Source organism: Caballeronia sp. ATUFL_F1_KS39 (genome assembly GCF_023630985.1).
Lineage (GTDB): Bacteria > Pseudomonadota > Gammaproteobacteria > Burkholderiales > Burkholderiaceae > Caballeronia > Caballeronia zhejiangensis.
In genome coordinates this window covers 41153-64359 of sequence record NZ_JALQDZ010000022.1, presented here as the reverse complement: position 1 = coordinate 64359, position 23207 = coordinate 41153, and the positions used below count along the sequence as shown (strand labels likewise).

The 23207-nt window shown below is 63.3% G+C and carries 21 protein-coding genes; 16 read left to right on the top strand and 5 right to left on the bottom strand.

The window, feature by feature from the left end; genetic code table 11:
- Window positions 1-28 precede the first annotated feature (28 nt).
- Together hemB and yihA are read right to left on the bottom strand one after the other, a co-directional pair.
- A complete protein-coding gene (hemB, locus tag NCR93_RS12545; protein WP_008344053.1) occupies window positions 29-1027 on the bottom strand; it encodes a porphobilinogen synthase in 999 nt (332 codons plus the stop codon).
- Window positions 1028-1281: 254 nt separating this feature from the next.
- On the bottom strand, window positions 1282-1944 hold the full coding sequence (gene yihA / locus NCR93_RS12540) for a ribosome biogenesis GTP-binding protein YihA/YsxC (protein WP_008344055.1): 663 nt from the start codon (window positions 1942-1944) through the stop codon (window positions 1282-1284).
- Between the two features lie 301 nt (window positions 1945-2245).
- Between yihA and NCR93_RS12535 the strand changes: the two genes are divergently transcribed.
- The 5 genes from NCR93_RS12535 to msrQ all read left to right on the top strand — a co-directional run bounded on the left by NCR93_RS12535 (window position 2246) and on the right by msrQ (window position 8299).
- Window positions 2246-2920: a c-type cytochrome gene (locus tag NCR93_RS12535; RefSeq protein ID WP_033536975.1), complete on the top strand. Its 675-nt coding sequence runs from the start codon at window positions 2246-2248 to the stop codon at window positions 2918-2920.
- A gap of 176 nt (window positions 2921-3096) precedes the next feature.
- The gene (locus NCR93_RS12530; RefSeq protein ID WP_034473112.1) at window positions 3097-5328 is read left to right on the top strand and encodes a cytochrome c biogenesis protein ResB; all 2232 of its coding nucleotides are present in this window, start codon (window positions 3097-3099) and stop codon (window positions 5326-5328) included.
- 4 nt (window positions 5329-5332) lie between these two features.
- The gene (gene ccsB / locus NCR93_RS12525) at window positions 5333-6535 is read left to right on the top strand and encodes a c-type cytochrome biogenesis protein CcsB (protein ID WP_008344060.1); all 1203 of its coding nucleotides are present in this window, start codon (window positions 5333-5335) and stop codon (window positions 6533-6535) included.
- Between the two features lie 132 nt (window positions 6536-6667).
- Complete coding sequence (gene msrP / locus NCR93_RS12520; RefSeq protein WP_008344063.1) at window positions 6668-7657, top strand: protein-methionine-sulfoxide reductase catalytic subunit MsrP; 990 nt, start codon at window positions 6668-6670, stop codon at window positions 7655-7657.
- Between the two features lie 3 nt (window positions 7658-7660).
- Complete coding sequence (gene msrQ, locus NCR93_RS12515) at window positions 7661-8299, top strand: protein-methionine-sulfoxide reductase heme-binding subunit MsrQ (RefSeq protein WP_008344065.1); 639 nt, start codon at window positions 7661-7663, stop codon at window positions 8297-8299.
- Window positions 8300-8349: 50 nt separating this feature from the next.
- Here msrQ and lysA read toward each other — a convergent pair whose 3' ends face one another.
- On the bottom strand, window positions 8350-9612 hold the full coding sequence (gene lysA / locus NCR93_RS12510) for a diaminopimelate decarboxylase (RefSeq protein WP_008344066.1): 1263 nt from the start codon (window positions 9610-9612) through the stop codon (window positions 8350-8352).
- Between the two features lie 44 nt (window positions 9613-9656).
- A complete protein-coding gene (gene lptM / locus NCR93_RS12505; protein WP_008344068.1) occupies window positions 9657-9938 on the bottom strand; it encodes an LPS translocon maturation chaperone LptM in 282 nt (93 codons plus the stop codon).
- 35 nt (window positions 9939-9973) lie between these two features.
- Here lptM and cyaY point away from each other — a divergent pair, with 35 nt between their 5' ends.
- On the top strand, window positions 9974-10291 hold the full coding sequence (gene cyaY, locus NCR93_RS12500; RefSeq protein WP_008344070.1) for an iron donor protein CyaY: 318 nt from the start codon (window positions 9974-9976) through the stop codon (window positions 10289-10291).
- 62 nt (window positions 10292-10353) lie between these two features.
- Here cyaY and NCR93_RS12495 read toward each other — a convergent pair whose 3' ends face one another.
- A complete protein-coding gene (locus NCR93_RS12495) occupies window positions 10354-12762 on the bottom strand; it encodes a penicillin-binding protein 1A (RefSeq protein WP_034473115.1) in 2409 nt (802 codons plus the stop codon).
- Between the two features lie 262 nt (window positions 12763-13024).
- Between NCR93_RS12495 and pilM the strand changes: the two genes are divergently transcribed.
- The 10 genes from pilM to ugpE all read left to right on the top strand — a co-directional run bounded on the left by pilM (window position 13025) and on the right by ugpE (window position 23205).
- Window positions 13025-14026, top strand: a complete 1002-nt coding sequence (gene pilM, locus NCR93_RS12490; RefSeq protein ID WP_250478888.1) for a type IV pilus biogenesis protein PilM — start codon at window positions 13025-13027, stop codon at window positions 14024-14026.
- Window positions 14023-14703 carry a PilN family protein gene (locus NCR93_RS12485; protein ID WP_033536969.1) on the top strand — a complete coding sequence of 227 codons (681 nt, stop codon included), beginning with the start codon at window positions 14023-14025 and terminating at the stop codon, window positions 14701-14703. The genes pilM and NCR93_RS12485 overlap by 4 nt, the downstream gene beginning before the upstream one ends.
- Window positions 14700-15569, top strand: a complete 870-nt coding sequence (locus tag NCR93_RS12480; protein WP_008344077.1) for a type IV pilus inner membrane component PilO — start codon at window positions 14700-14702, stop codon at window positions 15567-15569. The genes NCR93_RS12485 and NCR93_RS12480 overlap by 4 nt, the downstream gene beginning before the upstream one ends.
- A 53-nt stretch (window positions 15570-15622) precedes the next feature.
- Window positions 15623-17077, top strand: a complete 1455-nt coding sequence (locus tag NCR93_RS12475; RefSeq protein ID WP_241484882.1) for a type IV pilus secretin PilQ — start codon at window positions 15623-15625, stop codon at window positions 17075-17077.
- A 93-nt stretch (window positions 17078-17170) separates the two neighbouring features.
- Window positions 17171-17716: a shikimate kinase gene (locus NCR93_RS12470; RefSeq protein ID WP_008344080.1), complete on the top strand. Its 546-nt coding sequence runs from the start codon at window positions 17171-17173 to the stop codon at window positions 17714-17716.
- Window positions 17717-17732: 16 nt separating this feature from the next.
- Complete coding sequence (gene aroB / locus NCR93_RS12465) at window positions 17733-18809, top strand: 3-dehydroquinate synthase (protein WP_034473117.1); 1077 nt, start codon at window positions 17733-17735, stop codon at window positions 18807-18809.
- A gap of 44 nt (window positions 18810-18853) precedes the next feature.
- Window positions 18854-20074: a deoxyguanosinetriphosphate triphosphohydrolase gene (locus NCR93_RS12460; protein WP_034473118.1), complete on the top strand. Its 1221-nt coding sequence runs from the start codon at window positions 18854-18856 to the stop codon at window positions 20072-20074.
- Between the two features lie 29 nt (window positions 20075-20103).
- The gene (gene ugpB, locus NCR93_RS12455) at window positions 20104-21429 is read left to right on the top strand and encodes a sn-glycerol-3-phosphate ABC transporter substrate-binding protein UgpB (protein WP_034473119.1); all 1326 of its coding nucleotides are present in this window, start codon (window positions 20104-20106) and stop codon (window positions 21427-21429) included.
- 49 nt (window positions 21430-21478) lie between these two features.
- Complete coding sequence (gene ugpA, locus NCR93_RS12450) at window positions 21479-22363, top strand: sn-glycerol-3-phosphate ABC transporter permease UgpA (RefSeq protein ID WP_008344088.1); 885 nt, start codon at window positions 21479-21481, stop codon at window positions 22361-22363.
- Window positions 22360-23205 (top strand): sn-glycerol-3-phosphate ABC transporter permease UgpE, encoded by an 846-nt coding sequence (ugpE, locus tag NCR93_RS12445; RefSeq protein ID WP_008344090.1) that lies wholly within the window; start codon window positions 22360-22362, stop codon window positions 23203-23205. The genes ugpA and ugpE overlap by 4 nt, the downstream gene beginning before the upstream one ends.
- Window positions 23206-23207: the final 2 nt, after the last annotated feature.

Below are 23207 nucleotides of genomic sequence, written 5' to 3'. Positions count from 1 at the left end.
CGATGCACTCGCATCGCCCTTTTGGCGCTTACACGGAAGCGCGAATGATCCGCGCCGCATCCAGCGCGAAGTACGTCAGCACGCCGTCCGCGCCCGCGCGCTTGAACGCGAGCAGCGCTTCCATCATGACCTTGTCGTGATCGATCCAGCCGTTCTGCGCGGCCGCCTTGATCATCGCGTACTCGCCGCTCACCTGATACGCGTACGTCGGGAAGCGGAACTCGTCCTTCACGCGCCGCACGATGTCGAGGTACGGCATGCCCGGCTTGACCATCACCATGTCCGCGCCTTCCTCGATGTCCATGCGCACTTCGCGCATCGCTTCGTCGGAGTTGGCCGGGTCCATCTGATACGTCATCTTGTTGCTCTTGCCGAGATTCGCTGCGGAACCGACGGCGTCACGGAACGGGCCGTAGAATGCCGACGCGTACTTCGCCGCATACGCCATGATGCGCGTGTGGATGTGGCTTTCGCTTTCGAGCATCTCGCGGATCGCGCCGATGCGCCCGTCCATCATGTCCGACGGCGCGACGATATCCACGCCCGCTTCAGCTTGGGTGCGCGCCTGCTCGACGAGAATTTCGCTCGTTTCGTCGTTCTTCACGTAGCCTTCTTCGTCGAGCACGCCGTCCTGGCCGTGGCTCGTGTACGGATCGAGCGCGACGTCGGTCAGCACGCCGAGCATCGGGAAGTTCTTCTTCAGCTCGCGCACGGCGCGCGGAATGAGACCGTCCGGATTCGTGGCTTCGCGGCCATCGGGCGTCTTGATCGACGGTTCGATCGCCGGGAACAGCGACAGCACCGGCACGCCAAGTTCGACGCATTGCTCGGCGACTTTCATCAGCAAATCGACGGACGTGCGCTCGACGCCGGGCATCGACGGCACGGCCTGCCGCACATTCGTACCTTCGACGATGAACACGGGATAGATGAGGTCGTTCGTCGTGAGGATGTTTTCGCGCATCAGACGGCGCGAGAAGTCATCGCGGCGCATCCGGCGCGGGCGATGGTGAGGATAGAAGCTCATATTTCGACTCGAATTTGGGTGGTCTTCAGGGGAGGTCGAAAACGTGTTCCGAGACGCCTAAACCCTTGCCGAACAAGCACTTGGCTGCGTCTGAAACCGCTTTGAGACAATGGTATATCATACCGATCGAGCGAGGCGCTTGCCGCCGGACTCCCCGCTTCTCCTCCCTGAGCGGGTGCCTGTCGTTATTCGATTAGGCTATTAACCCGCCGTTATGCGGCGGGTTTTTTTATGCCGGCGCGCACGCGCCGCGCTCACTCGGCTGCGTCTTCTGACGCGTTTTCGCCGGCTTCTTCCGGTATCAGCCAGCTTTCGATCTGTTCGTGAGCCTCGTCGATGCCCGTCCGTTTGAGCGCCGAAAAGAGCTGCGCCGTAAGTTCGCCGCGATAGCCCGCGTCTTTATATTCGGCGAAGGATTTCTTGGTCGCACGCAGGGCGTTCGTCATCTCCTGTCGCGTCAATTTGTCGCATTTGGTGAGCAGCGCGTGAATCGGTTTTCCGGTCGGCGCGAACCAGTCGATCATGATGCGATCGAGGTCGGTGAGCGGCCGGCGCGAATCCATCATCAGGATCATGCCGCACAGTTGCGCGCGGCTTTGCAGGTACGTCGAAAGCAGCCGCTGCCAATGTTCCTTCGCGGCGCCCGGCACTTCGGCGTAACCGTATCCGGGAAGGTCGACGAGATAGCCGACCGGCGCGGCTTCCGGACCGACGGAGAAGTAATTGATATGCTGCGTGCGCCCCGGCGTTTTACTCGCGAAAGCAAGCCGCTTCTGATTGCAGAGGATATTGATCGCCGTCGATTTACCCGCGTTCGAGCGCCCCGCAAATGCGATTTCGGGTTGCGGCGTCGGCGGCAGATCGCGCAGATGGTTGACGGTCGTGAAGAAGCGGGATTGATGAAGCAGGAATGACATGGGCGGGTCCAATCGAAAGCGCTGCGAAAACCGAAGCCTTGAGAACCCGGCAAATACTGGGCATGCCCCGACTGGCGTCTTTGCGTATAGCGGGTTATTGTACAATACGACGGATTTTTAAAGATCAGCGGGCACGCAAGACCCAAGCCGCAGGCGGCACCCACAAGGAGCGAGACAGTTTTCAGAGGCGTACTTTTGGGCCTCTTCGTTCAGCGAGTTCGGGTATCTTGCGGCGATGATCGGTCGCCGTCGTTTTTTGCAGAACCTCACATTCTCACAAGACGAAAAACAGGGTACGCGAATGAACCGACTGTACAGGTCTCTGGTGGTGATTCGGGCAGCGGCGGCTTTCGGTGCAGGTTTGAGTGGTCTGGCGGTATCGACGTCAGTGAGTGCGGCGGAGCCCGCGCAACCGGCCAAGCCGGATGTGACGCGAGGCCAGGCTATCGCGACTCAGGTGTGCGCGGCGTGTCACGCGGCAGACGGCAACAGCGCCGGCGCGGCATTTCCGCGGCTCGCGGGGCAGCACGCCGAGTACATCGTCAAGCAGTTGAAGGATTACAAGACGCAGCCGGGTGCAAAGGCACCGGCGCGCAACAATCCGATCATGGCGGGCATCGCGGGCGCGCTATCGGATCAGGACATGGTGAACGTCGCGGCGTACTTCGCGTCGCAGAAGGCAAAGCCCAATTACGCGCGCGACAAGAACGACGTCGCGTTGGGCCAGAAGATCTACCGCGGCGGCATCGCGGACAAGGGCGTGCCGGCGTGTGCGGCGTGCCACGGCGCGACGGGCATGGGCATTCCGGTGCAGTATCCGCGGCTGTCGTGGCAGTGGGGCGATTACACAGTGGCGCAGTTGAACGCCTTCGCATCGGGACAACGCAACAACAGCGAGCCGATGCACCAGATTTCCTCGCGCCTGAACGAAGCGGAGATGAAGGCGGTCGCCGACTACATCGCCGGTTTGCATTGAACGCATAGCAGTCAGCGTCCAGCGGTTCTCCATGCAGAGACGGAGAATCGCCCATACTACGAAGCCGGTCCCGGACTATCCGAGAAGACCGGCGCGAAAACAAGAAAAGGGTGGGACGTCGGTCGACAAAGACCGCCAGCGTCTCCACCCTTTTTTGCTGTCCAGCCGGAGTTTGAATGAGCGTCACCACATCGGGTTTGCAGTCGAAGTCGAGCCGTCGGGCCATCAGGCATTTCGTCGAACTCGTCAGTTCGATGCGCTTCGCCATCGCATTGCTGGTCATTCTGGCGATCGCGAGCATCATCGGCACGGTGCTTACGCAGGACGATCCGTATCCCAACTACGTCAATCAGTTCGGCCCGTTCTGGGCGGACATCTTCCGTGGCTTGAGCATCTACACCGTGTACAGCGCATGGTGGTTCATGCTGATCCTGATTTTCCTCGTGATCTCGGTGTCGCTGTGCGTGATCCGAAACAGCCCGAAGATGATCGCGGACATCAAGAGCTGGAAGGATCGCGTGCACGAAGGCGGGCTGCGCGCGTTCCATCACAAGGGCGAGTTCACGGTCACGGCCGATCGCGCGCAGACCGCCGCGACGCTCGAACGCCTGTCCGCGAAGATGGGCTACCGCTTCAAGACGCGCGAGACCGACAACGGCGCGACGCTCATCACCGCCAAGCGCGGCGCGATGACCAAGATCGGCTATATCTCGGCGCATCTGGCGATCGTCGTGATCTGTATCGGCGGTCTGCTGGACAGCAATCTGCCCATCAAGCTGCAGATGTGGATGTTCAACAAGACGCCGATCAACAGCAACGCCGTCATCAACGACATTCCGCGCGAGCATCGTCTTTCAACGTCGAATCCGACTTTCCGCGGCTACGCATGGGTGCCCGAAGGGCAGTTCGTCGGCACGGCGATACTGAATCAGCAAGACGGCTCGATCATTCAGGACCTGCCGTTCTCGATTCAGCTCAATAAGTTCATCGTCGATTACTACTCGACCGGCATGCCGAAGCTCTTCGCGAGCGATATCGTCGTCATCGATCACAAGACAGGCAAGCGCATTCCGGCGCGCATCGAAGTGAACAAGCCGTTCACGTATGACGGCATTTCGATCTATCAATCGAGCTTTCAGGACGGCGGCTCGAAACTCGAAATGACCGCCTGGCCGATGACCGGCGGCAGCGCGAAGACCGCGCCGTTCAGCGGGACGATCGGCGGCACGGCGCCCATCGGCGCGCAGTTCGCGGGCGCGCAGGGCGAGACGGTCGAGTTCACGGATTTCCGCGCGATCAACGTCGAGAACATGACCGACGGCAGCGGCGCGCCCGACGCGCGCGGCGTCGGCAAGAAGGAAACGCTGCGCGATGCATTCGACGAGCGCCTCGGCTCAGGCGCCAAAACGTCGAGACCGACGGATCTGCGCAATATCGGCCCGTCGGTGCAATACAAGGTGCGCGGCACGGACGGCCAGGCGCGCGAATACAGCAACTACATGGTGCCCGTGGACGTGAGCGGCCAGCGTATGTTCCTCGCGGGCATGCGCCTGAGCCCGAACGATCCGTTCCGCTATCTGCGCATTCCCGCCGACGATCAGGGCACCGTCAAACAGTGGATGGACCTGCGCGCCGCGCTCGCGACGCCGGCGACGCGCGCCGAAGCCGCGCATCGTTTCGCGTTGCGTTCGGTGCCGCAGGAAAACGGTGAACTGCAGAAACATCTGGAGGAAAGCGCCGTCCGCGTGCTGAATCTTTTCGCAGGCGCCGATGAAACCGGCAAGGCGACGACGAATCCGCAGATGATTGGCGGTTTCCAGAGCATCGCGATGTTTATCGACAAATCGGTGCCGAAGGGCGAGCAGGAGAAAGCCGCCGGCCTGCTGATGAGGATGCTCGAAGGCGCGATGTGGGACGTATGGCAGATTTCCCGAGAGCAAAACGGCCAGCCCGCGGCTAAAGTGGACGATAAGAACGCCGCGTTCGTGCAATCGTCCATCAACGCGCTTTCCGACAGCTTTCTGTACGGTTCGCCGGTCTTTCTGCAACTGGACAACTTCAGGCAAGTGCAAGCTTCGGTATTCCAGTTGACGCGCGCGCCGGGTAAAAATCTGGTGTATCTTGGCAGCCTTCTGCTGGTCGTCGGCATTTTCGCGATGTTTTACGTGCGCGAACGCCGGCTCTGGTTCTGGCTCAAAGATACGGGCCAGGGCGGCGCGAGCGTGCTGATGGCGATGTCCACCGCCCGCCGCACGTTCGATTTCGAGAAAGAGTTCGTGCGTACGCGCGCGCAGATCGCAGCGGCGCTCGGCGTGAAGCCGGAAGTACCGGCCGATCCGTCCCCGGCGCAAAACGCGCACCGGCATTCGCAAACCGAGACCCCGAACTCGGAAGTTTCAACACGGTAAGATCATGGACCTCACACAGACTTCCTCCCACGCCTCCGCCAAGACGGAACGTCCGGCATCGGGGCTTCCCGATGTCGCCGAGTTCGACGATCGTCCGTTCCTGCGCAGGCTCACGCTGATCGACTGGCTCTTCGCCCTCGCGATGGTCGCGGGCGCGGGTTTCGCGCTGAACCGCTATCACGCGTACATGGACGTGTACGACACGGCCGTGCTGGTCGGCGCCGTGCCGACGTTCGTCGTGCTCGGCTGGCGCTGGAAACCGGTACGCCTGCTGATCGCGTTGATCGCGGTGTTGTCGCTTTTCTCGATCCAGCTCTATCAGCACGACCTCGCTCGCGCCGACACGAACTTCTTCCTCAAGTACTTCCTGTCGAGCCAGTCCGCGATCTTGTGGATGAGCGCGCTCTTCATCCTCGCGACGCTCTTCTACTGGATCGGCCTTGCGACGCGCTCGCAGACGGGCGGCGCGATCGGCTCGCGCATGACGTGGGTCGCGGTGCTGATGGGCTTCACCGGCCTGATGGTGCGCTGGTACGAGTCCTACATGATCGGCTCGGACGTCGGCCATATTCCGATTTCGAATCTGTACGAAGTCTTCGTGTTGTTCTGCCTCATCACGTCGCTGTTTTATCTCTACTACGAGCAGCATTACTCGACGCGCGCGATGGGCGCGTTCGTGCTGCTCGTCATCAGCGCGGCGGTCGGTTTCCTGATGTGGTATTCGATCGCGCGCGATGCACAGCAGATTCAGCCGCTCGTCCCCGCGCTGCAAAGCTGGTGGATGAAGATCCACGTTCCGGCGAACTTCATCGGCTATGGCAGCTTCGCGCTCTCGGCGATGGTCTCCGTCGCGTATCTCGCGAAGCAGCGCGGTTTCATGGCGGACCGCCTTCCGTCGCTCGAAGTGCTCGACGACGTGATGTACAAGTCGATTGCCGTCGGCTTCGCGTTCTTCACCATCGCGACGATCCTCGGCGCGCTGTGGGCGGCGGAAGCGTGGGGCGGCTACTGGAGCTGGGATCCGAAGGAAACCTGGGCGCTGATCGTCTGGCTGAACTACGCCGCGTGGCTGCACATGCGCCTGATGAAAGGCCTGCGCGGCGCCGCCGCCGCATGGTGGGCGCTGACGGGCCTGATCGTCACGACCTTCGCGTTCCTCGGCGTCAACATGTTCCTTTCGGGCTTGCATAGTTACGGCAAGCTCTGATCGGCAGCGTCGAATCGAAAAAGACCGCCATGCGTGACGAGCGCTGGCGGTTTTTTTTCGTTTTGCGGTGGAATACTGGCATCCAATCTGCTGTTTTCTCCGTACAAGAATGAACGGAAGGAGTCACGCTTCATGTGGATCAAACAAGGCCGTAATCTGTACGGCGATGACATTGCGAGTCACGAAATCACGCCGCGCGACGTGTTCGAGAATCGCCGGCGCACGCTTCGTTCGCTCGGCGCGCTCGCCGCGACAGGACTCGCCGGCGCGAGCGGCCTCGCCCACGCGACGCTGACATCGCCCGACGCCAAAGGCCAGAAGCTGGCCGCGACGACCAACCCGAAGTTCGTCGCGCTCGACAAGCCGACGCCGTTCAAGGACATCACGAGCTACAACAACTTCTACGAGTTCGGCACCGACAAGGACGATCCCGCCGCCCACGCCGGCACGCTGCGTCCGCGGCCGTGGAAAGTGTCCGTCGAGGGCGCGATCAAGAATCCGAAGGTCTACGACATCGACGACATTCTCAAGCTCGCGCCGCTCGAGGAACGCGTGTACCGGCTGCGCTGCGTCGAAGGCTGGTCGATGGTGATTCCGTGGATCGGCGTGTCGTTGTCGGAGCTCATCAAGCGCGCCGGGCCGACGGGCAACGCGAAGTACGTGCAGTTCATCACGCTGGCCGATCCGTCGCAGATGCCGGGACTTTCGACGCCGATCCTCGAATGGCCGTATTCCGAAGGTCTGCGCATGGACGAGGCGATGAATCCGCTCACGCTGCTGACCGTCGGCTTGTACGGCGAAGTGCTGCCGAACCAGAACGGCGCGCCGGTGCGTGTCGTCGTGCCGTGGAAGTACGGTTTCAAGAGCGCGAAATCGCTGGTGAAAATCCGCTTTGTCGAGAAACAGCCGCCAACGAGCTGGAATCTCTACGCGCCGAGCGAATACGGCTTCTTTTCGAACGTGAATCCGAATGTCGATCATCCGCGCTGGAGTCAGGCGACGGAGCGGCGCATCGGCGAGGACGGTTTCTTTCAGCCGAAACGCAAGACGCTCATGTTCAACGGCTACGGCGATCAGGTCGCGTCGATGTATGCCGGCATGGATCTGAAGAAGAACTTCTGAACGATGTCGTCCGCTTCCCAGATCAAAAGCGCGCGCGTCGCGACGGGACCGCGATGGATCGTTCCGGTCAAGATCGTCGTGTTCGTCGCGATGCTGTTTCCGCTCGCACGTCTCGTGCTGCTCGGCGCGACGGGCGGCCTGGGCGCGAATCCGATCGAATTCATCACGCGCTCGACCGGCCTCTGGACGCTCGTGTATCTGTGCATCACGCTCGCGATCACGCCCGTGCGCCGCCTGACGGGCGTGACGGCGCTCGCGCGCTTTCGCCGGATGATCGGTCTCTTCGCGTTCTTCTTCGCCGTACTGCACTTCACGACGTACATCTGGTTCGACAAATGGTTCGATGTCGCCGCGATGCTGAAGGACATCGGCAAGCGGCCGTTCATCACGGTCGGTTTCGCGGCGTTCGTGCTGCTGATTCCGCTCGCGGTCACATCGCCGAAAGCGATGGTGCGCAAGCTCGGCCGTCGCTGGCAGACCTTGCATCGCGCGATCTATCTGATCGCCGCGCTCGCGATCCTGCATTTCTGGTGGATGAAGGCGGGCAAACACGATCTCGAACTGCCGAAGATCTACGGCTCGATCGTGATCGTGCTGCTCGGCTGGCGCGTGATCGCCTGGCTCAAAGCGCGACGCGCATAAAAAAAGCGATGCTTGTCAGGGCATCGCTTTTTCGTTCGAAGCGCGGCGCTTCAGTCCGGCAGAATCGATTCGCCGGCGAACAGCTGCTTCACTTCCTCACGCTCGCGCACGAGCCGCGCGCGTTCCCCATCGACCATGATTTCGGCGGCGCGCGGACGCGTGTTGTAGTTTGAGCTCATCACGAAGCCGTACGCGCCCGCCGAGCAGATCGCGAGCAGATCGCCGGGCGCGATGGACAGCTCGCGATCGCGTCCGAGCCAGTCGCCGCTTTCGCATACCGGACCGACGACATCGTATGTATGCGCTTTCTCGTCGCGCTTCACGACCGGCACGATGCGATGAAACGCCTCGTACATCGCGGGACGCGCGAGGTCGTTCATCGCGGCATCGACGATGGCGAAGTTCTTTTCCTCGCCCGGCTTCAGGAACTCGACGCGCGTCAGCAGCACGCCCGCGTTGCCGACGAGCGAGCGCCCCGGCTCGAAATACACTTCGCGCTGACCGTGGCCGCGCTTCTCGATGTGATCGAGCAGCGTCTTCACGAACACGCCGATATCGGGCGGCGTTTCGTCGTCGTAGGTGATGCCGAGACCGCCGCCGACATCGACGTGACGAATGCTCATGCCGTCCGCTTCGATCTGCTCGACGAGTTCGAGCAGCTTGTCGAGCGCGTCGAGATACGGGCTGATTTCGGTGATCTGCGAGCCGATATGGCAATCGATGCCGACGACATCGAGATTCGGCATGGCATGCGCTTGCGCGTACGTCGCGCGCGCATCGCTGAACGCGACGCCGAACTTGTTCGACTTGAGGCCGGTGGAGATGTACGGATGCGTTTTTGCATCGACGTCGGGATTCACGCGCAGCGAAACCGGCGCTTTCTTGCCGAGCGACTTCGCGACTTCGTTGAGCGCGTGCAACTCGGGAATCGACTCGACGTTGAAGCACTTGACGCCCGCTTCGAGCGCCTCGCGCATTTCGGCCACCGTCTTGCCGACGCCCGAAAACACCGTGTTCTCCGCCTTGCCGCCGGCCGCGAGCACGCGCGCGAGCTCGCCCGACGACACGATGTCGAAGCCCGCGCCCATGCGCGCGAACACGTTGAGCACCGCGAGATTGCTGTTCGCCTTCACCGCGACGTGCACCGTTGCCTTGCGGCCGGCGCAGGCATCGGCGTAAGCGTGATAGGCGCGCGTGAGGGCATCGCGCGAATAGACGTAGAGCGGCGTGCCGAACTGGTCCGCGAGCGACGCGGCTGAGACGCCTTCGACGTGCAACACGCCGTCGACGTAGTGGAATGCGGAATCACTCATGCGTGGAATCGAAAGTGCGCCACGAAGGCGTTAAGGCTCGAGGATCAGTAAGCGGACGACGCGGCTTTCGGCGCCGATGCACCATTGGGACTGGTTTTGAGATCGGTCTCGGGCGAAAGCGAGAGCGGCTGTCTCGATGCCGTTTCGCTGTCCGGAGCGACGTTCGAAGGCGGCGTATTCTGGAGGTCGTTGGGACGTTGCGGCAGCGGCGGCACTCTTGGCAGATACAGCGGACCGCGTTGCCCACAACCGCCGAGCGAGAGCGTTGCCGCGGCGCCGATGCTCAAAGCCGCTACAATCGCGCTCATCTTGAAAACGACTCGCATGACCGTCCCTATACGTTTAATCGATGGAGTTTAGCATGACAGACCAGGAATACCTGACGCTGGCGGAGGCCGCGCTGACGGCCATCGAGCGCTCGGTGGACAACGCCGAAGCGGACATCGAATTCGAGCGCAGCGGCAATGTGCTCACGCTGGAATTCGAGAATCGCACGAAGGTGATCGTCAACTTGCAGCCGCCGAAGCACGAAATCTGGCTCGCGGCGAAGGCGGGCGGATTCCACTACAAATACGTCGACGGCGCCTGGCGCGACACGCGCGACAACAGCGAATTCTTCGCGACGCTGAGCAAATATTCGAGCGAGCAGGCCGGCGAGCCGATCCGCTTCAAGGCATAAATCGAGGCGTAAAAAAAACGAGCGGCCTTTCGGTCCGCTCGCTTTGCTTTGCAGGGGCCGGGTTACTGCCCCTTGAACAGATTCATGATGTCCTGCTTTTCCTGCTCGCCAACCTCGGGCGCGGGCGCAGTCACGCCTGACACGCCTTCCTGCGGCGGCGCCTGGCTCACACCGATCGTTGCGACGAAGCCGCGGCCCGGCGTCATGTCGTCGTAGTACAGCTCGTTGCCGAGCGACGTGATATCGGGCGGCATCATCGGCTTGTACTCGGGCACGCCCTTCAGCGCGCGGCCCATGTAATCCATCCACACCGGCAGCGCAAGACCGCCGCCCGTTTCCTTGTCGCCGAGGCTGCGCGGATTGTCATAGCCGATCCACGCGATCGCCACGAGCGTGCGCTGATAACCGGCGAACCACGCATCGCGCGAATCGTTCGTCGTGCCCGTCTTGCCGGCCAGATCGCCGCGCTTCAGTTGATTCGTCTTCGCGCCCGTGCCGTGCTGCGCGACGCTCTGCAACAGGCTGTTCATCACGAAAGCGTTGCGCGGCGTGATCGCGAGCGGCGCGCTTTGCTGCGCGACGAGCGGCTGCGGATGCGACACGACGCGCCCGTACGGATCGGTGATATCGGCGATCAGATACGGATTCACACGATATCCACCGTTCGCGAACACCGCGTAACCGGCTGCCATTTGCAGCGGTGTGACGAGGCCGGCGCCGAGCGCCATCGGCAGATAAGCGGGATGACGGTCCGCATCGAAGCCGAAGCGCGTGATGTACTGCTGCGCGTACTTCGTGCCGATATGACTCAGGATGCGGATCGACACCATGTTCTTCGAGCGCTGCAACGCGGAGCGCATGGTCATCGGGCCGTCGAAGCCGCCGCCGTAGTTCTTCGGCTCCCACGCCTGGCCGCCCGTCTCGGCGGCGCTGAAGAAAAGCGGTCCGTCGTTGATGATCGTCGCGGGCGAGAGACCCTTTTCGAGCGATGCCGAATAGATGAACGGCTTGAAGCTCGATCCCGGCTGGCGCCATGCCTGCGTGACGTGATTGAACTTGTTCTTGTTGAAGTCGAAGCCGCCGACGAGCGCACGGATCGCGCCGTCCTGCGGCACCATCGACACGAGCGCGCCTTCGACTTGCGGCAATTGCGTGATGATCCAGTCGCCGTCGTCGTCCTTCATGAGACGCACGATCGCGCCCGGACGAATGCGCGAGTTCGGCTGCGCGCGCGACGAGAGCGCGAACTGCACGAAACGCAGATCGTTGCCGCTGATGGTTGCCGTGTTGCCGTCGATGAAGCTCGCCTTCACTTCCTTCGGACTCGCCGACGTCACGACCGCCGCGACGATCTCGCCGTTGTCGGGATGCTCGGCGAGCGCATCGTCGATGGCCTGCTCGCGGTCATCCGCGTTCGCCGGCAGATCGATGTAACCTTCCGGCCCGCGATAGCCGTGCCGGTGCTCGTAATCCATCAGGCCCTTGCGCACCGCGCGATACGCGGCGTCCTGGTCGGCGGAATCGATCGTCGTCACGACATTCAGGCCGCGCGTGTACGCTTCTTCGCGGTATTGCGCGTACAGCATCTGACGCACCATTTCCGCGACGTACTCGGCGTGCACACTGAATTCGCGGCCCTGTCCCTTCACGACGAGCGGCTGCTGCACGGCCTGCTCGTACTCAGCCTGCGTGATGAAGTTCAGCTCCCGCATGCGTTGCAGGATGTACTCCTGCCGCACCTTCGCGCGCTTCGGATTGACGACCGGGTTGTACGCCGAGGGCGCTTTCGGCAGACCCGCGAGCATCGCCGCCTCGGCGAGCGAGACGTCCTTCAGATCCTTGCCGAAATAGACCCGCGCCGCGCTCGCGAAACCATACGCGCGCTGCCCGAGATAGATCTGATTCATATAGACCTCCAGAATCTGATCCTTCGTCAACGCGCGCTCGATCTTGTACGCGAGCAGCATTTCATAAATCTTGCGCGTGTAGGTCTTCTCGCTCGACAGGAAGAAATTGCGCGCGACCTGCATCGTGATCGTGCTCGCGCCTTGCGACGCGTGGCCGTTGGTCAGGGCGACCGAGCCCGCGCGCAGAATGCCGGTGAGATCGACGCCGCCGTGATCGTAAAAGCGCGCGTCTTCGATGGCGAGCACGGCTTTTTTCAGATGATCGGGCACGTCCTGAATGCGCACGACACTGCGGCGCTCTTCGCCGAATTCGCCGATCAGAACGTGATCGGCCGTGTAGATGCGCAGCGGCACCTTCGGCTTGTAATCGGTGAGCGCTTCGAGCGACGGCAGGTTCGGCATCGCAACGACGAGCGCGTAGCCGAGCACCAGACCCGCGCAGACGACGAGCGCGAAAACGCTGACGAAAAATCCGAGCATGAGCCTCCCCCACCATGGGCGTTTGGCTTTTTTCGGCTTCTCGGGCGGCGTGGACGGCGGGTTGGACGGGGAAGAGGATTGCATAGCACCACCAAAAACAGTCACGCGATTATAGCTGCCCGGGTTTCGGACTTTTCTTGACGCACACGGCGCACGCTGCCGCCGTGTGCGCCTGCACACGCGTCTGCCGTTGTCTTCAAGATACGCGCGATCCTGCGCGGAAGCATCCCTCCGACGCGAGCGTTGGCCATTCGGCCGAGTGTTCGCCGCGATCGGCGCTCGCGACAATTCTTCCGACATCAAGCGCCCGAACGGTTCGGTGCGCGATCGAATGGAAGGAGCGGTCATGAGCAAGGAAAACATGCTGCGCGGCACGATGCTGACGGTCACGCGGCGCTACGCGGCGGGCATCAACGTGAGCGAGGACGCGGTGCGCCTCGCCATCGTGAGCAGGCGGTTGAGGGCGAATGCGGCGGTGTGTGTCGAGCATCTGGAGTCGGTGGCGCTGCCGTCGGGTGCGGTGGTCGGCGGCGATTTCGTCGATCGCGCGCCTATCGTCGCGGCGTTGCGCGAGGCGTTCGGGCGGCTGCCGGAAAGCGGCGCTTGGCGTGCGCTGCGTTGCGCGATGGGCTTGCCGTCGTCGGCGACGCTTACGACGCAAGTTCCGCTCGCCCGACTCATCGACACCCACGAGCAGCTCGCAGCCCCGATCGGCGGCGATCCGCGCGGCTTGCTCGAGCCGGCCGTACTCGCCGAAGCCGAGCGCGCGGCGGGCATCGAACGCGGCGCGCTGGCGGTCGACTGGTCCGTGCAGACGCGGGAAGACGGCGACGCGCTGGTCGCGATAGCGGCGACGGCGCGGCGACACGTCGAGGCGCGAGTCGAGACCGCGGCGGAGGCGGGCATCGCGCTATCGGCCATCGACAGCGAGCCGGCCGCCGCATTGCGCGCGATGCGCCATGCAGGTTCCGTCGAACTGGACGCCGACGCGCGCTATCTCGTCTGCTGGCTGGAAAGCAGCGGCTTGCACGGCTGGCTCGTCGGCTCGCGCGGCGTCGAAAACGAAGTCCGGTATCCCGCGCCCGAGCATCGGAGCATTTCGGACGCGTTGCACGAACTCGCTGGCGAACACGCGCCGCTCGATTGCATCTACGTCGGCGGGCAGATCGAGTTGATGGCGCACGCGGGCCTTCCGCTTCCCGTGCTCGGCAAGACTTTCGGCTGCGCGGCATTGCCGTTCGAAGCCGCGCCTTATTGCAACGGGGTGGCCGAGATTCAGACGGTGCACAAGCATTCGCCGCGTTTCGCGGTTGCGGTAGGCCTGGCGTTGCGCGAGGTGATGCAATGAACGCTGCCATGCTCGACGGATTCAATCTGTTGCCTTATCGCGCGCGAAAGCGACGCGAGCTACGGCGGCAGCGGCTCGCGCTGATCGGCGCGGTGACGCTCGCGGGCTGCGCGGCCGTTGGCGCCGTCGCTGGCCGCGACTTGTTCGAGCGCGCGCGACTGGATGAACGGCGTGTCGCGCTGGAGACGTCGCTGCGTGCTTCGAGCGCGCAGATCGACGAACACGCACGGCTCGTGCGCGCAGAAAGCGAACGGCGGCGCGCGCGTGAGGCCGCGCAGCCGTTGGCGTTGCCGCGCGAGCGTTTCCTCGCGCTGCTCGAAGCGCTCGCCGACTCGCCTCTTCAACGCGGCGTCGCGCTTCAACGCGTGTCGCAGCGAACGAATGAGGTCGAGCTGGCGGCGCTCGCACCCGATTCGCAGGCAGCGTCGCAATGGCTCAAGCGGCTGGAGCGCCTGCGCGGCGTGCAGGCGGTGGAAGTGATCGAAATGAAACGGCGCGCGAACGGAATTCCGTCGACGCAGCCTGCCAGGCGCGCTGCATCGACGGCCTCCGACGAGCACGCCGCGCGATTCGAGTTCGTCGCGCTGGTGCGCTATGCGCCGGATCATTCGCGCGATGAAACGGCGTCGCGTCAGGCACGTCCGGTTTTGGCGGCAACGCAGGGGGAACGCCCATGAGCACGATTCCGATGGACATCGCCATGAAGACGCGCTCGCGCGGCGCGCTCTCCATCCTGCAACCGCTCGACGACTGGTCGAGGCGACGGACCGCGTGTGTCGCGCTCGCGTTGAGTGTCGTCGTGTTTGCGTTCGGCCTGCGCGCGTGGCGCATGTCGGACGCGAGCCGGCTCGATGAAAGCCGCGTCGCGTTGGCCGCGGCACAAGCGAAGGCGCAGGACGCGGCGCGCATTGCCGACGAACTGTCCGGCTTGCGAGCGCGCGCGTCGTCGGGGCGCCTCGATCCGGAGCACTGGAGCGCCGCCGACGCGTTGCGCGCGGTCGCGGATCTGGCCGCCCAGAGCGGCGTGCGCGTCGCGGACATCGAGCCTGTCGCCGTCAAAGGCGGGGCGCCGAAGCAGCGAGAGCCGTTTCCTGAGCGCGCGCTCAAGCTGCGCGCGGACGGCAGCTTCGCGGAGCTACGGCGCTTTCTCGATGCGCTCGCCGGCCTGCCGCGACTCGTCGTTCCCGAGAACGTGCAGATCAAGCGGCAGGCGAACGCGCTCGCCATCGAAGCGACATTGCGCATCTTCGAAACGTTGCCGGCGGTCGCGCCCGCCGCAGTGTCGCGCGCCAACGCGTTCGTCATCGATCCGTTCGGCAGCGCGGACGCCGCCGCGCAGGGAAGCGACATGCTGCTGGTGGGCACGTTCGTCGCACGGCGTCGCGCGATGGCGCTTTTGCAAAGCGGCCGCGACGTCGACAGCTTCGCGCCGGGGCAGAAAATCGGCGACGAACGGCTCGGGCGCGTCGTGCCGCGCGCAATCGAACTCGCCCGAGAAGACGGCATGTCGCGCAAGCTGACTTTCGCGGAGGATCGCACGTGAGCCGGTTCGCGAAGCTTTCAGGCAGATTCATCGGAATGGCGGCTGCGCTGTCGATGTCTGCGCACACGGCGTTTGCCGCCGATAGCGCCGATGCGATCGTCCCGCCGCTTCCGCCGCTGCCCGCATCGTTCGACGCGCAGGCTGTCGACCCGCCTATCGTCGCGACGTCCGACGCGCAGCCCGCGAAGCCCGCGGCGGAGCAGGCGGAAACGGAGAAGACAGAAACGGCAGAGGCGCTGGAAGGCCCGCCCGTGCCTTTGCCGAAACTCGAGCGTCTGAGCGACGCATCGCAGAGCGACGACGACGGCAAGCCGATCACGCTCGATCTGAAAAACGCCGACTTGAGCGCCGCGCTGCACGCATTCGCGCGCTTCACCGGCCTGAACATCGTCGCGAGCGAAAAGGTGCGCGGACAAGTGTCGATGAATCTCGTCGCCGTGCCGTGGCGGCGCGCGTTCGACACGTTCCTCGAAGTCCACGGACTCGCGATGGAGCGGCACGGCAATGTCATTTGGGTCGCGCCGCTCGCGGAACTGGCGGCGCGCGAGAAGCTGCGGTTCGAGGCCCACGCGCGCGCCGCGGACCTCGAACCGCTCGCGAGCCGTACGTTCGTGCTGCGCTATTCGCGCGCGGAAGAGCTGCGCAAGATGCTGTCCGGCTCGGGCAGCCAGCGCGTGCTGTCGAAGCGCGGTTCCGCCATCTCCGATGCCCGCACGAATCTGCTCTTCATCACCGATCTCGACGCTCGCGTGCGGCAGATCGCCGAACTCGTCGCGCTGATCGACAAGCCGACGCCGCAGGTGATGATCGAGGCGAAGATCGTCGAGGGCGAGGCGGGACTGTCGCGCAATCTCGGCGTCAAGCTGGGCATCGCGGCGCAGAACGATCCGGCGACCGGGTTCGCGGGCGGCGCGGACGGTGTGGTATACGATTTGTCGGCGGGGCCGATCAACGGTTTCGACGCGGCGACGGCCGGGCTCACGTTGTTCGTCGCGCAGGCCACCCGGCTGCTCAACGTGCAACTGAGCGCGCTGGAGGCGCAAGGGCGCGGACAAATCGTTTCGCGGCCGCGCGTCGTGACGGCGGACCGCGTGAAGTCGATCGTCGAGCAGGGCATGGAAGTGCCGTATCAGGCGAAGGTTGGCAATGGCATGTCGGGCGTGCAGTTTCGGCGCGCAACGCTCAAACTGGAGGTTGAGCCGCAGATCACGCCGCATGGCCACGTCATTCTCGATCTCGACATCACGAAAGACAGTGTCGGCGAGCAGACGGCGAACGGGCCGGCAATCCATACCAAGCATATCCAGACGCGCGTGGAAGTGGAAAACGGCGGCACCGTGGCGATCGGCGGCATTTATTCCGATGACGAACACGAAGACACGACCGGCGTGCCGGGACTGTCGAAATTGCCGCTGATCGGCTGGCTGTTTCGCAACGACGCGCGGCGCAGCTCGAAGAGCGAGCTCGTCATTTTGATTACGCCGCATGTGATCGCGTCGAGCGGCTAGGCCCGTCACGAGGGCCGCGAAACTCGACAAAGCGGGCGGTTTGCCCTTAAGCTGCCGCACGAACAAATTGCATCGAACTAGAAGGAAACCGAGTTGCAGGAAGGGCACGCGAACGCGAACATTTTTTTCGTCGGACTCATGGGGGCGGGTAAAACCACCGTGGGACGTGCGGTTGCGCGCCGTCTGCAGCGCTCCTTCATCGATTCGGATCATGAGATCGAGGCGCGCACGGGCGCCCGCATTCCGGTGATCTGGGAACTCGAGGGCGAAGCGGGTTTCCGCCAGCGCGAGGCGAACGTCATCGACGAGCTGTCGCAGCGCGATGGCATCGTGCTCGCGACGGGCGGCGGCGCGGTGCTGCGCCCCGACAATCGCGAACATCTGAAGAATCGGGGCATCGTCATCTATCTGCGCGCCAATCCGCACGATCTCTGGCAGCGCACACGGCGCGACAAGAATCGCCCGCTGCTGCAGACCGAAGATCCGCGCGGCAAGCTCGAAGCGCTCTTTCAGGCGCGCGATCCGCTGTACCACGAATGCGCGCATTTCGTCGTGGAAACCGGACGGCCGACCGTGAACGCGCTCGTCAATATGGTCCTGATGCAACTGGAGGTCGCCGGCGTCGTCAAACCGGCCTGAAGATCACATGTCCGCCATGATTACCGTCAACGTCGAACTGGGCGAGCGCGCCTATCCCATTCATATCGGTGCAGGGCTGATCGGCCGCACCGAGCTCTTTGCTCCGCACATCAAGGGCGCGTCCGTGGCGATCGTCACGAACTCGACCGTCGATCCGCTCTACGGCGAGCAGTTGCGCGCGGCTCTCGCGCCGCTCGGCAAGAAAGTCACGACCGTCGTGCTTCCGGACGGCGAAGCGCACAAGAACTGGGAAACGCTCAACACGATCTTCGACGCGCTCTTGACCGAGCGCGCCGACCGCAAGACGACGCTGATCGCGCTAGGCGGCGGCGTCGTCGGCGACATGACGGGCTTCGCGGCCGCATCGTACATGCGCGGCGTGCCGTTCATCCAGGTGCCGACCACGCTGCTCTCGCAAGTGGATTCGTCGGTGGGCGGCAAGACGGGCATCAATCATCCGCTCGGCAAGAACATGATCGGCGCGTTCTATCAGCCGCAAGCGGTAATCGCGGACATCGGCGCGCTGCACACCTTGCCGGAGCGCGAGCTGGCGGCGGGCATCGCGGAAGTCATCAAGACGGCCGCCATCGCGGACGCCGAATTCTTCGACTGGATCGAAAGCAATATCGACGCGCTGAATCGCCGCGACGACGACGCCCTCGCGCACGCGGTGAAGCGTTCGTGCGAGATCAAGGCGTCGGTGGTGGCATCCGACGAGCGCGAGGGCGGGCAGCGCGCGATTCTCAATTTCGGCCATACGTTCGGTCATGCGATCGAAGCCGGTCTCGGCTACGGCGAATGGCTGCACGGCGAGGCGGTCGGTTGCGGCATGGTGATGGCGGCGGATTTGTCCGTGCGCCTCGGCAGGCTCGACGAAGCTGCGCGCCAGCGTCTCGTGCGCGTGATCGAAGCGGCGAAGCTGCCGGTCACGGCGCCGAAGCTCGGCGACGACCGCTACGTCGATCTGATGAAGGTCGACAAAAAGGCCGAAGCCGGTGAAATCAAATTCATTTTGCTGACCCGCTTCGGCGCGACCGAGATCACGAGCGCGCCAGATCAGGCCGTGCGCGCGACGCTCGCAGCCAGCGTCTGATCCGCGCGAGCGGCGGCCAGAACCATGACGATGCGGAGCAGCCGGTGAGCGAAGAAGAGCATCAAGTTTTGCCGGGCGCGCCGTCGACGCTCGCGCTCGAAGCGCATCTCGCGGCGTACGCCGCGCACGCGTCGCAATCGCGCGGACGGCGTTTCGCCGAAGCGCCCCCGGCGGCGCGCACCGAGTTCCAGCGAGATCGCGACCGCATCGTGCATTCGACCGCGTTTCGGCGGCTCGAATACAAGACCCAGGTCTTCGTCAATCACGAAGGCGACCTGTTTCGCACGCGCCTCACGCACAGCCTCGAAGTCGCGCAGATCGCGCGTTCCGTCGCGCGCAATCTGCGGCTGAACGAGGATCTCGTCGAAGCCATTTCGCTCGCGCACGATCTCGGCCATACGCCGTTCGGTCACGCCGGACAGGACGCGCTGCACGACTGCATGCGCGATCACGGCGGCTTCGAGCACAACCTGCAAAGCCTCGCGGTGGTCGATCAGCTCGAAGAGCACTACGGCGCGTTCAACGGCCTGAACCTGTGCTTCGAGACGCGCGAAGGCATTCTCAAGCATTGCTCGCGCGAGAACGCGCGCAAGCTCGGCGATCTCGGCGAGCGCTTTCTCACGGGCAAGCAGCCTTCGCTCGAAGCGCAGATCGCCAATGTCGCCGATGAAATCGCGTACAACAATCACGATGTCGACGACGGCCTGCGCTCCGGCCTCATCACGCTCGAGCAGCTTTCCGAAGTGAGCCTCTGGCACACGCATTTCGACGCGGCGCGCGCGGAGTATCCGGACATCGAAGGGCGCAGGCTCATTCACGAAACCATCCGCCGCATCATCAATACGCTGATCGTCGATCTGATCGAGGCGACGAGCCGCAATCTCCAACGCGTCGCGCCGCAATCGCTCGACGACGTGCGCAACGCGCCCACGCTCGTCGCGCACAGCGATGAAGTCGCGGCACAGGCGGCGCAACTCAAGCGTTTCCTGTTCAAGAACCTGTACCGGCACTATCGCGTGATGCGTATGGCCAACAAGGCGAAGCGCGTCGTGACGGGCCTTTTCGAAGCCTTCTCCGACGATCCGCGTCTCTTGCCGCCCGCGTATCAGGCGCGCGGACCGGTGACGGAGGAATCGGCGAACGACGCGGCTTCGTCGAGCCACGACAGTTCGCAGGCGCGGCTCATCGCGCATTACATCGCCGGAATGACGGACCGTTACGCATTGAAGGAATATCAACGACTGTTTGTCATCGATAACAATTAACTTATAACGTTTTATACGGAGACTCATCGATGGTCCGCAAGCCCCTGTTTCGCCTGGTCACGACCGCTGCCGCCTTGACGTTCGGCGTCAGCACCGCCGCGCACGCCGCGACGGAAATCCAGTTCTGGCACGCGATGGAAGCCGCGCTCGGCGAGCGCGTGAACGACATCGCCAACGATTTCAACAAGTCTCAGAGCGATTACAAGATCGTCCCGGTGTTCAAGGGCACGTATGACCAGGCGCTCGCAGCGGGCATCGCGGCGTATCGCAGCGGCAATGCGCCCGCGATCCTGCAAGTCTACGAAGTCGGCACCGCGACGATGATGCAGGCGAAAAAGGCCGTCATCCCGGTCTCCGACGTGTTCAAGCAGGCTGGCGTGCCGCTCGACGAAAAGGCGTTCGTGCCGACCATCGCCGGTTACTACAGCGACGCGAAGACCGGCCATCTCATCTCGATGCCGTTCAACAGCTCGACGCCCGTTCTCTACTACAACAAGGACGCGTTCAAGAAGGCCGGCCTCGATCCGAACCAGCCGCCGAAAACCTGGGCCGATGTCGAAGCCGACGCGAAGAAGCTGAAGGCCGCGGGCTATTCGTGCGGATATTCGTCGGGCTGGCAGAGCTGGATTCAGCTCGAGAACTACAGCGCGTGGCACGCCGCGCCGTTCGCGACGAAGAACAACGGCTTCGACGGCCTCGATGCGAAGCTCGAATTCAACAAGCCGCTGCAGGTCGCGCACATCCAGTTCCTGCAAAACATGGCGAAGGAAGGCACGTTCACGTATGTCGGCCGCAAGGACGAGCCGGTGTCGAAGTTCTATAGCGGCGATTGCGGGATCATCACGAATTCGTCGGGTTCGCGCGCGACCATCGCGAAATTCGCGAAGTTCGATTACGGCGTCGGCATGATGCCTTACGACGCGAATGTGAAGGGCGCGCCGCAGAACGCGATCATCGGCGGCGCGAGTCTGTGGGTTCTGGCGGGCAAGGATCCGGCCGTCTATAAGGGCGTCGCCAAGTTCCTCGCGTATCTCGCGACGCCGGAAGTGGCGGCGAAGTGGCATCAGGACACGGGCTATCTGCCGGTCACGCAGGCCGCGTACGAGCTCACGCAAAAGCAGGGCTTCTACGACAAGAATCCCGGCGCGGACATCGCGATCAAGCAGATGCTGAACAAGCCGCCGCTCGCGTACACGAAGGGCCTGCGCCTCGGCAACATGCCTCAGATCCGCACGATCGTCGACGAAGAGCTCGAGCAAGTTTGGGCCGAGAAGAAGACGCCGCAACAGGCGCTGGACGCGTCGGTGCAACGCGGCGACGAACTGCTGCGCCGCTTCGAGAAGGCGGGCAATTAAGGTCACGCGCCCGCGTGTAGAAGCGCGGGCGCTTCCGGGAAATCAAAGCATGGAAAAGCGCTCTCGTTTCGATACGAGCGTCTTGCCGTATCTGCTCGTCGCGCCACAACTCGCGATCACCGCGCTGTTCTTTCTCTGGCCCGCGGGCGAAGCCCTCTGGCAGGCCACGCAAAGCCAGGATGCGTTCGGCACGTCGAGCGAGTTCGTCGGCCTGCAGAACTTCAAACAACTGTTCGCCGATCCGCTCTACCTGTCGTCGTTCAACACGACGATGATCTTCTGCGCGCTCGTCACCGTGTCGGGCCTCGTGATCTCGCTTCTGCTCGCCGCGTGCGCCGATCGCGTGACGCGCGGCGCGAAGGCGTATCAGACGCTGCTCATCTGGCCGTATGCGGTCGCGCCCGCGATCGCCGCCGTGCTGTGGTCGTTCCTGTTCAATCCGAGCATCGGGCTCGTGACGTATGCGCTGGCGAAGCAGGGCGTCATCTGGAATCACGCGTTGAACGGCACGCAGGCCATGTTCCTCGTCGTGCTCGCGTCGGTGTGGAAGCAGGTCAGCTACAACTTCCTGTTCTTCTATGCGGGTCTTCAGGCGATCCCGAAATCGCTGATCGAAGCCGCCGCCATCGACGGGGCCGGTCCCGTGCGCCGCTTCTTCGGCATCGCGCTGCCGCTCCTGTCGCCGACGTCGTTCTTTCTGCTCGTCGTGAATCTCGTCTACGCGTTCTTCGATACGTTCCCCGTCATCGACGCCGCGACCGGCGGCGGTCCCGCGCAATCGACCAAGACGCTCATCTACAAGATCTTCGCGGAAGGCTTCCAGGGACTCGACATCGGCAGTTCGGGCGCGCAGTCGGTCGTGCTGATGGTGATCGTCGTCGTGCTCACCGTGGTCCAGTTCCGCTTCGTCGAACGCAGGGTGCAATACTCATGATCGAAAACCGTCGCGGCTTCGATATCTTCTGTCACGCGGTGCTGTTGCTCGGCGTCGCGCTGATCGTGTTTCCTGTGTACGTCGCGTTCTGCGCGGCCACGATGAATTCGAAGGAAGTGTTCAGCGTGCCGCTCTCGCTCGTGCCGAGCACGCATCTGTTCGAGAACATCGCGTATATCTGGGCGCACGGCAGCGGCAACGCGGCCGCTCCCTTCGGACGCATGCTGGCGAACAGTCTCGTGATGGCGCTGGTCATCTCCATCGGCAAGATCGCGGTGTCGATCGTGTCCGCCTATGCAATCGTCTTCTTCCGCTTTCCGCTGAAGAACCTCGCGTTCTGGCTCATCTTCATCACGCTGATGCTTCCCGTCGAAGTGCGTATCTTCCCGACGGTGCAAGTCGTTTCGTCGATGCATCTGTCGAACACGTATGCGGGATTGACGCTGCCGCTGATCGCCTCCGCAACGGCTACGTTCCTCTTCCGGCAGTTCTTCATGACGCTGCCCGACGAACTGATGGAAGCGGCGCGCATCGACGGCGCGGGGCCGCTGCGTTTCTTCTGGGACGTTGTGCTGCCGCTTTCGAAGACCAACATCGCGGCGCTTTTCGTCATCACGTTCATCTACGGCTGGAATCAATATCTCTGGCCGATTCTCATCACCAACGAAGTGTCGCTGCAGACGGCGGTGGTCGGCATCAAGAGCATGATCGCGTCCGGCGACACAGCGACCGAATGGCACTACGTGATGACCGCGACGCTGCTCGCGATGCTGCCGCCGCTCGCGGTCGTCCTGACGATGCAGCGCTGGTTCGTGCGCGGACTCGTCGATTCCGAGAAATAAAA

Bases quoted from the DNA above. Each gene is read 5' to 3' on its own strand.
- NCR93_RS12480 (WP_008344077.1), top strand. From the start codon at position 14,700: ATGAGCACGATTCCGATGGACATCGCCATGAAGACGCGCTCGCGCGGC.
- aroB (WP_034473117.1), top strand. From the start codon at position 17,733: ATGATTACCGTCAACGTCGAACTGGGCGAGCGCGCCTATCCCATTCAT.
- cyaY (WP_008344070.1), top strand. From the start codon at position 9,974: ATGACAGACCAGGAATACCTGACGCTGGCGGAGGCCGCGCTGACGGCC.
- yihA (WP_008344055.1), bottom strand. From the start codon at position 1,944: ATGTCATTCCTGCTTCATCAATCCCGCTTCTTCACGACCGTCAACCAT.
- ugpA (WP_008344088.1), top strand. From the start codon at position 21,479: ATGGAAAAGCGCTCTCGTTTCGATACGAGCGTCTTGCCGTATCTGCTC.
- ccsB (WP_008344060.1), top strand. From the start codon at position 5,333: ATGGACCTCACACAGACTTCCTCCCACGCCTCCGCCAAGACGGAACGT.
- ugpB (WP_034473119.1), top strand. From the start codon at position 20,104: ATGGTCCGCAAGCCCCTGTTTCGCCTGGTCACGACCGCTGCCGCCTTG.
- ugpE (WP_008344090.1), top strand. From the start codon at position 22,360: ATGATCGAAAACCGTCGCGGCTTCGATATCTTCTGTCACGCGGTGCTG.
- msrP (WP_008344063.1), top strand. From the start codon at position 6,668: ATGTGGATCAAACAAGGCCGTAATCTGTACGGCGATGACATTGCGAGT.
- NCR93_RS12495 (WP_034473115.1), bottom strand. From the start codon at position 12,762: ATGCAATCCTCTTCCCCGTCCAACCCGCCGTCCACGCCGCCCGAGAAG.
- lysA (WP_008344066.1), bottom strand. From the start codon at position 9,612: ATGAGTGATTCCGCATTCCACTACGTCGACGGCGTGTTGCACGTCGAA.
- lptM (WP_008344068.1), bottom strand. From the start codon at position 9,938: ATGCGAGTCGTTTTCAAGATGAGCGCGATTGTAGCGGCTTTGAGCATC.
- NCR93_RS12535 (WP_033536975.1), top strand. From the start codon at position 2,246: ATGAACCGACTGTACAGGTCTCTGGTGGTGATTCGGGCAGCGGCGGCT.
- NCR93_RS12530 (WP_034473112.1), top strand. From the start codon at position 3,097: ATGAGCGTCACCACATCGGGTTTGCAGTCGAAGTCGAGCCGTCGGGCC.
- NCR93_RS12475 (WP_241484882.1), top strand. From the start codon at position 15,623: ATGTCTGCGCACACGGCGTTTGCCGCCGATAGCGCCGATGCGATCGTC.
- msrQ (WP_008344065.1), top strand. From the start codon at position 7,661: ATGTCGTCCGCTTCCCAGATCAAAAGCGCGCGCGTCGCGACGGGACCG.
- hemB (WP_008344053.1), bottom strand. From the start codon at position 1,027: ATGAGCTTCTATCCTCACCATCGCCCGCGCCGGATGCGCCGCGATGAC.
- NCR93_RS12485 (WP_033536969.1), top strand. From the start codon at position 14,023: ATGAACGCTGCCATGCTCGACGGATTCAATCTGTTGCCTTATCGCGCG.
- pilM (WP_250478888.1), top strand. From the start codon at position 13,025: ATGAGCAAGGAAAACATGCTGCGCGGCACGATGCTGACGGTCACGCGG.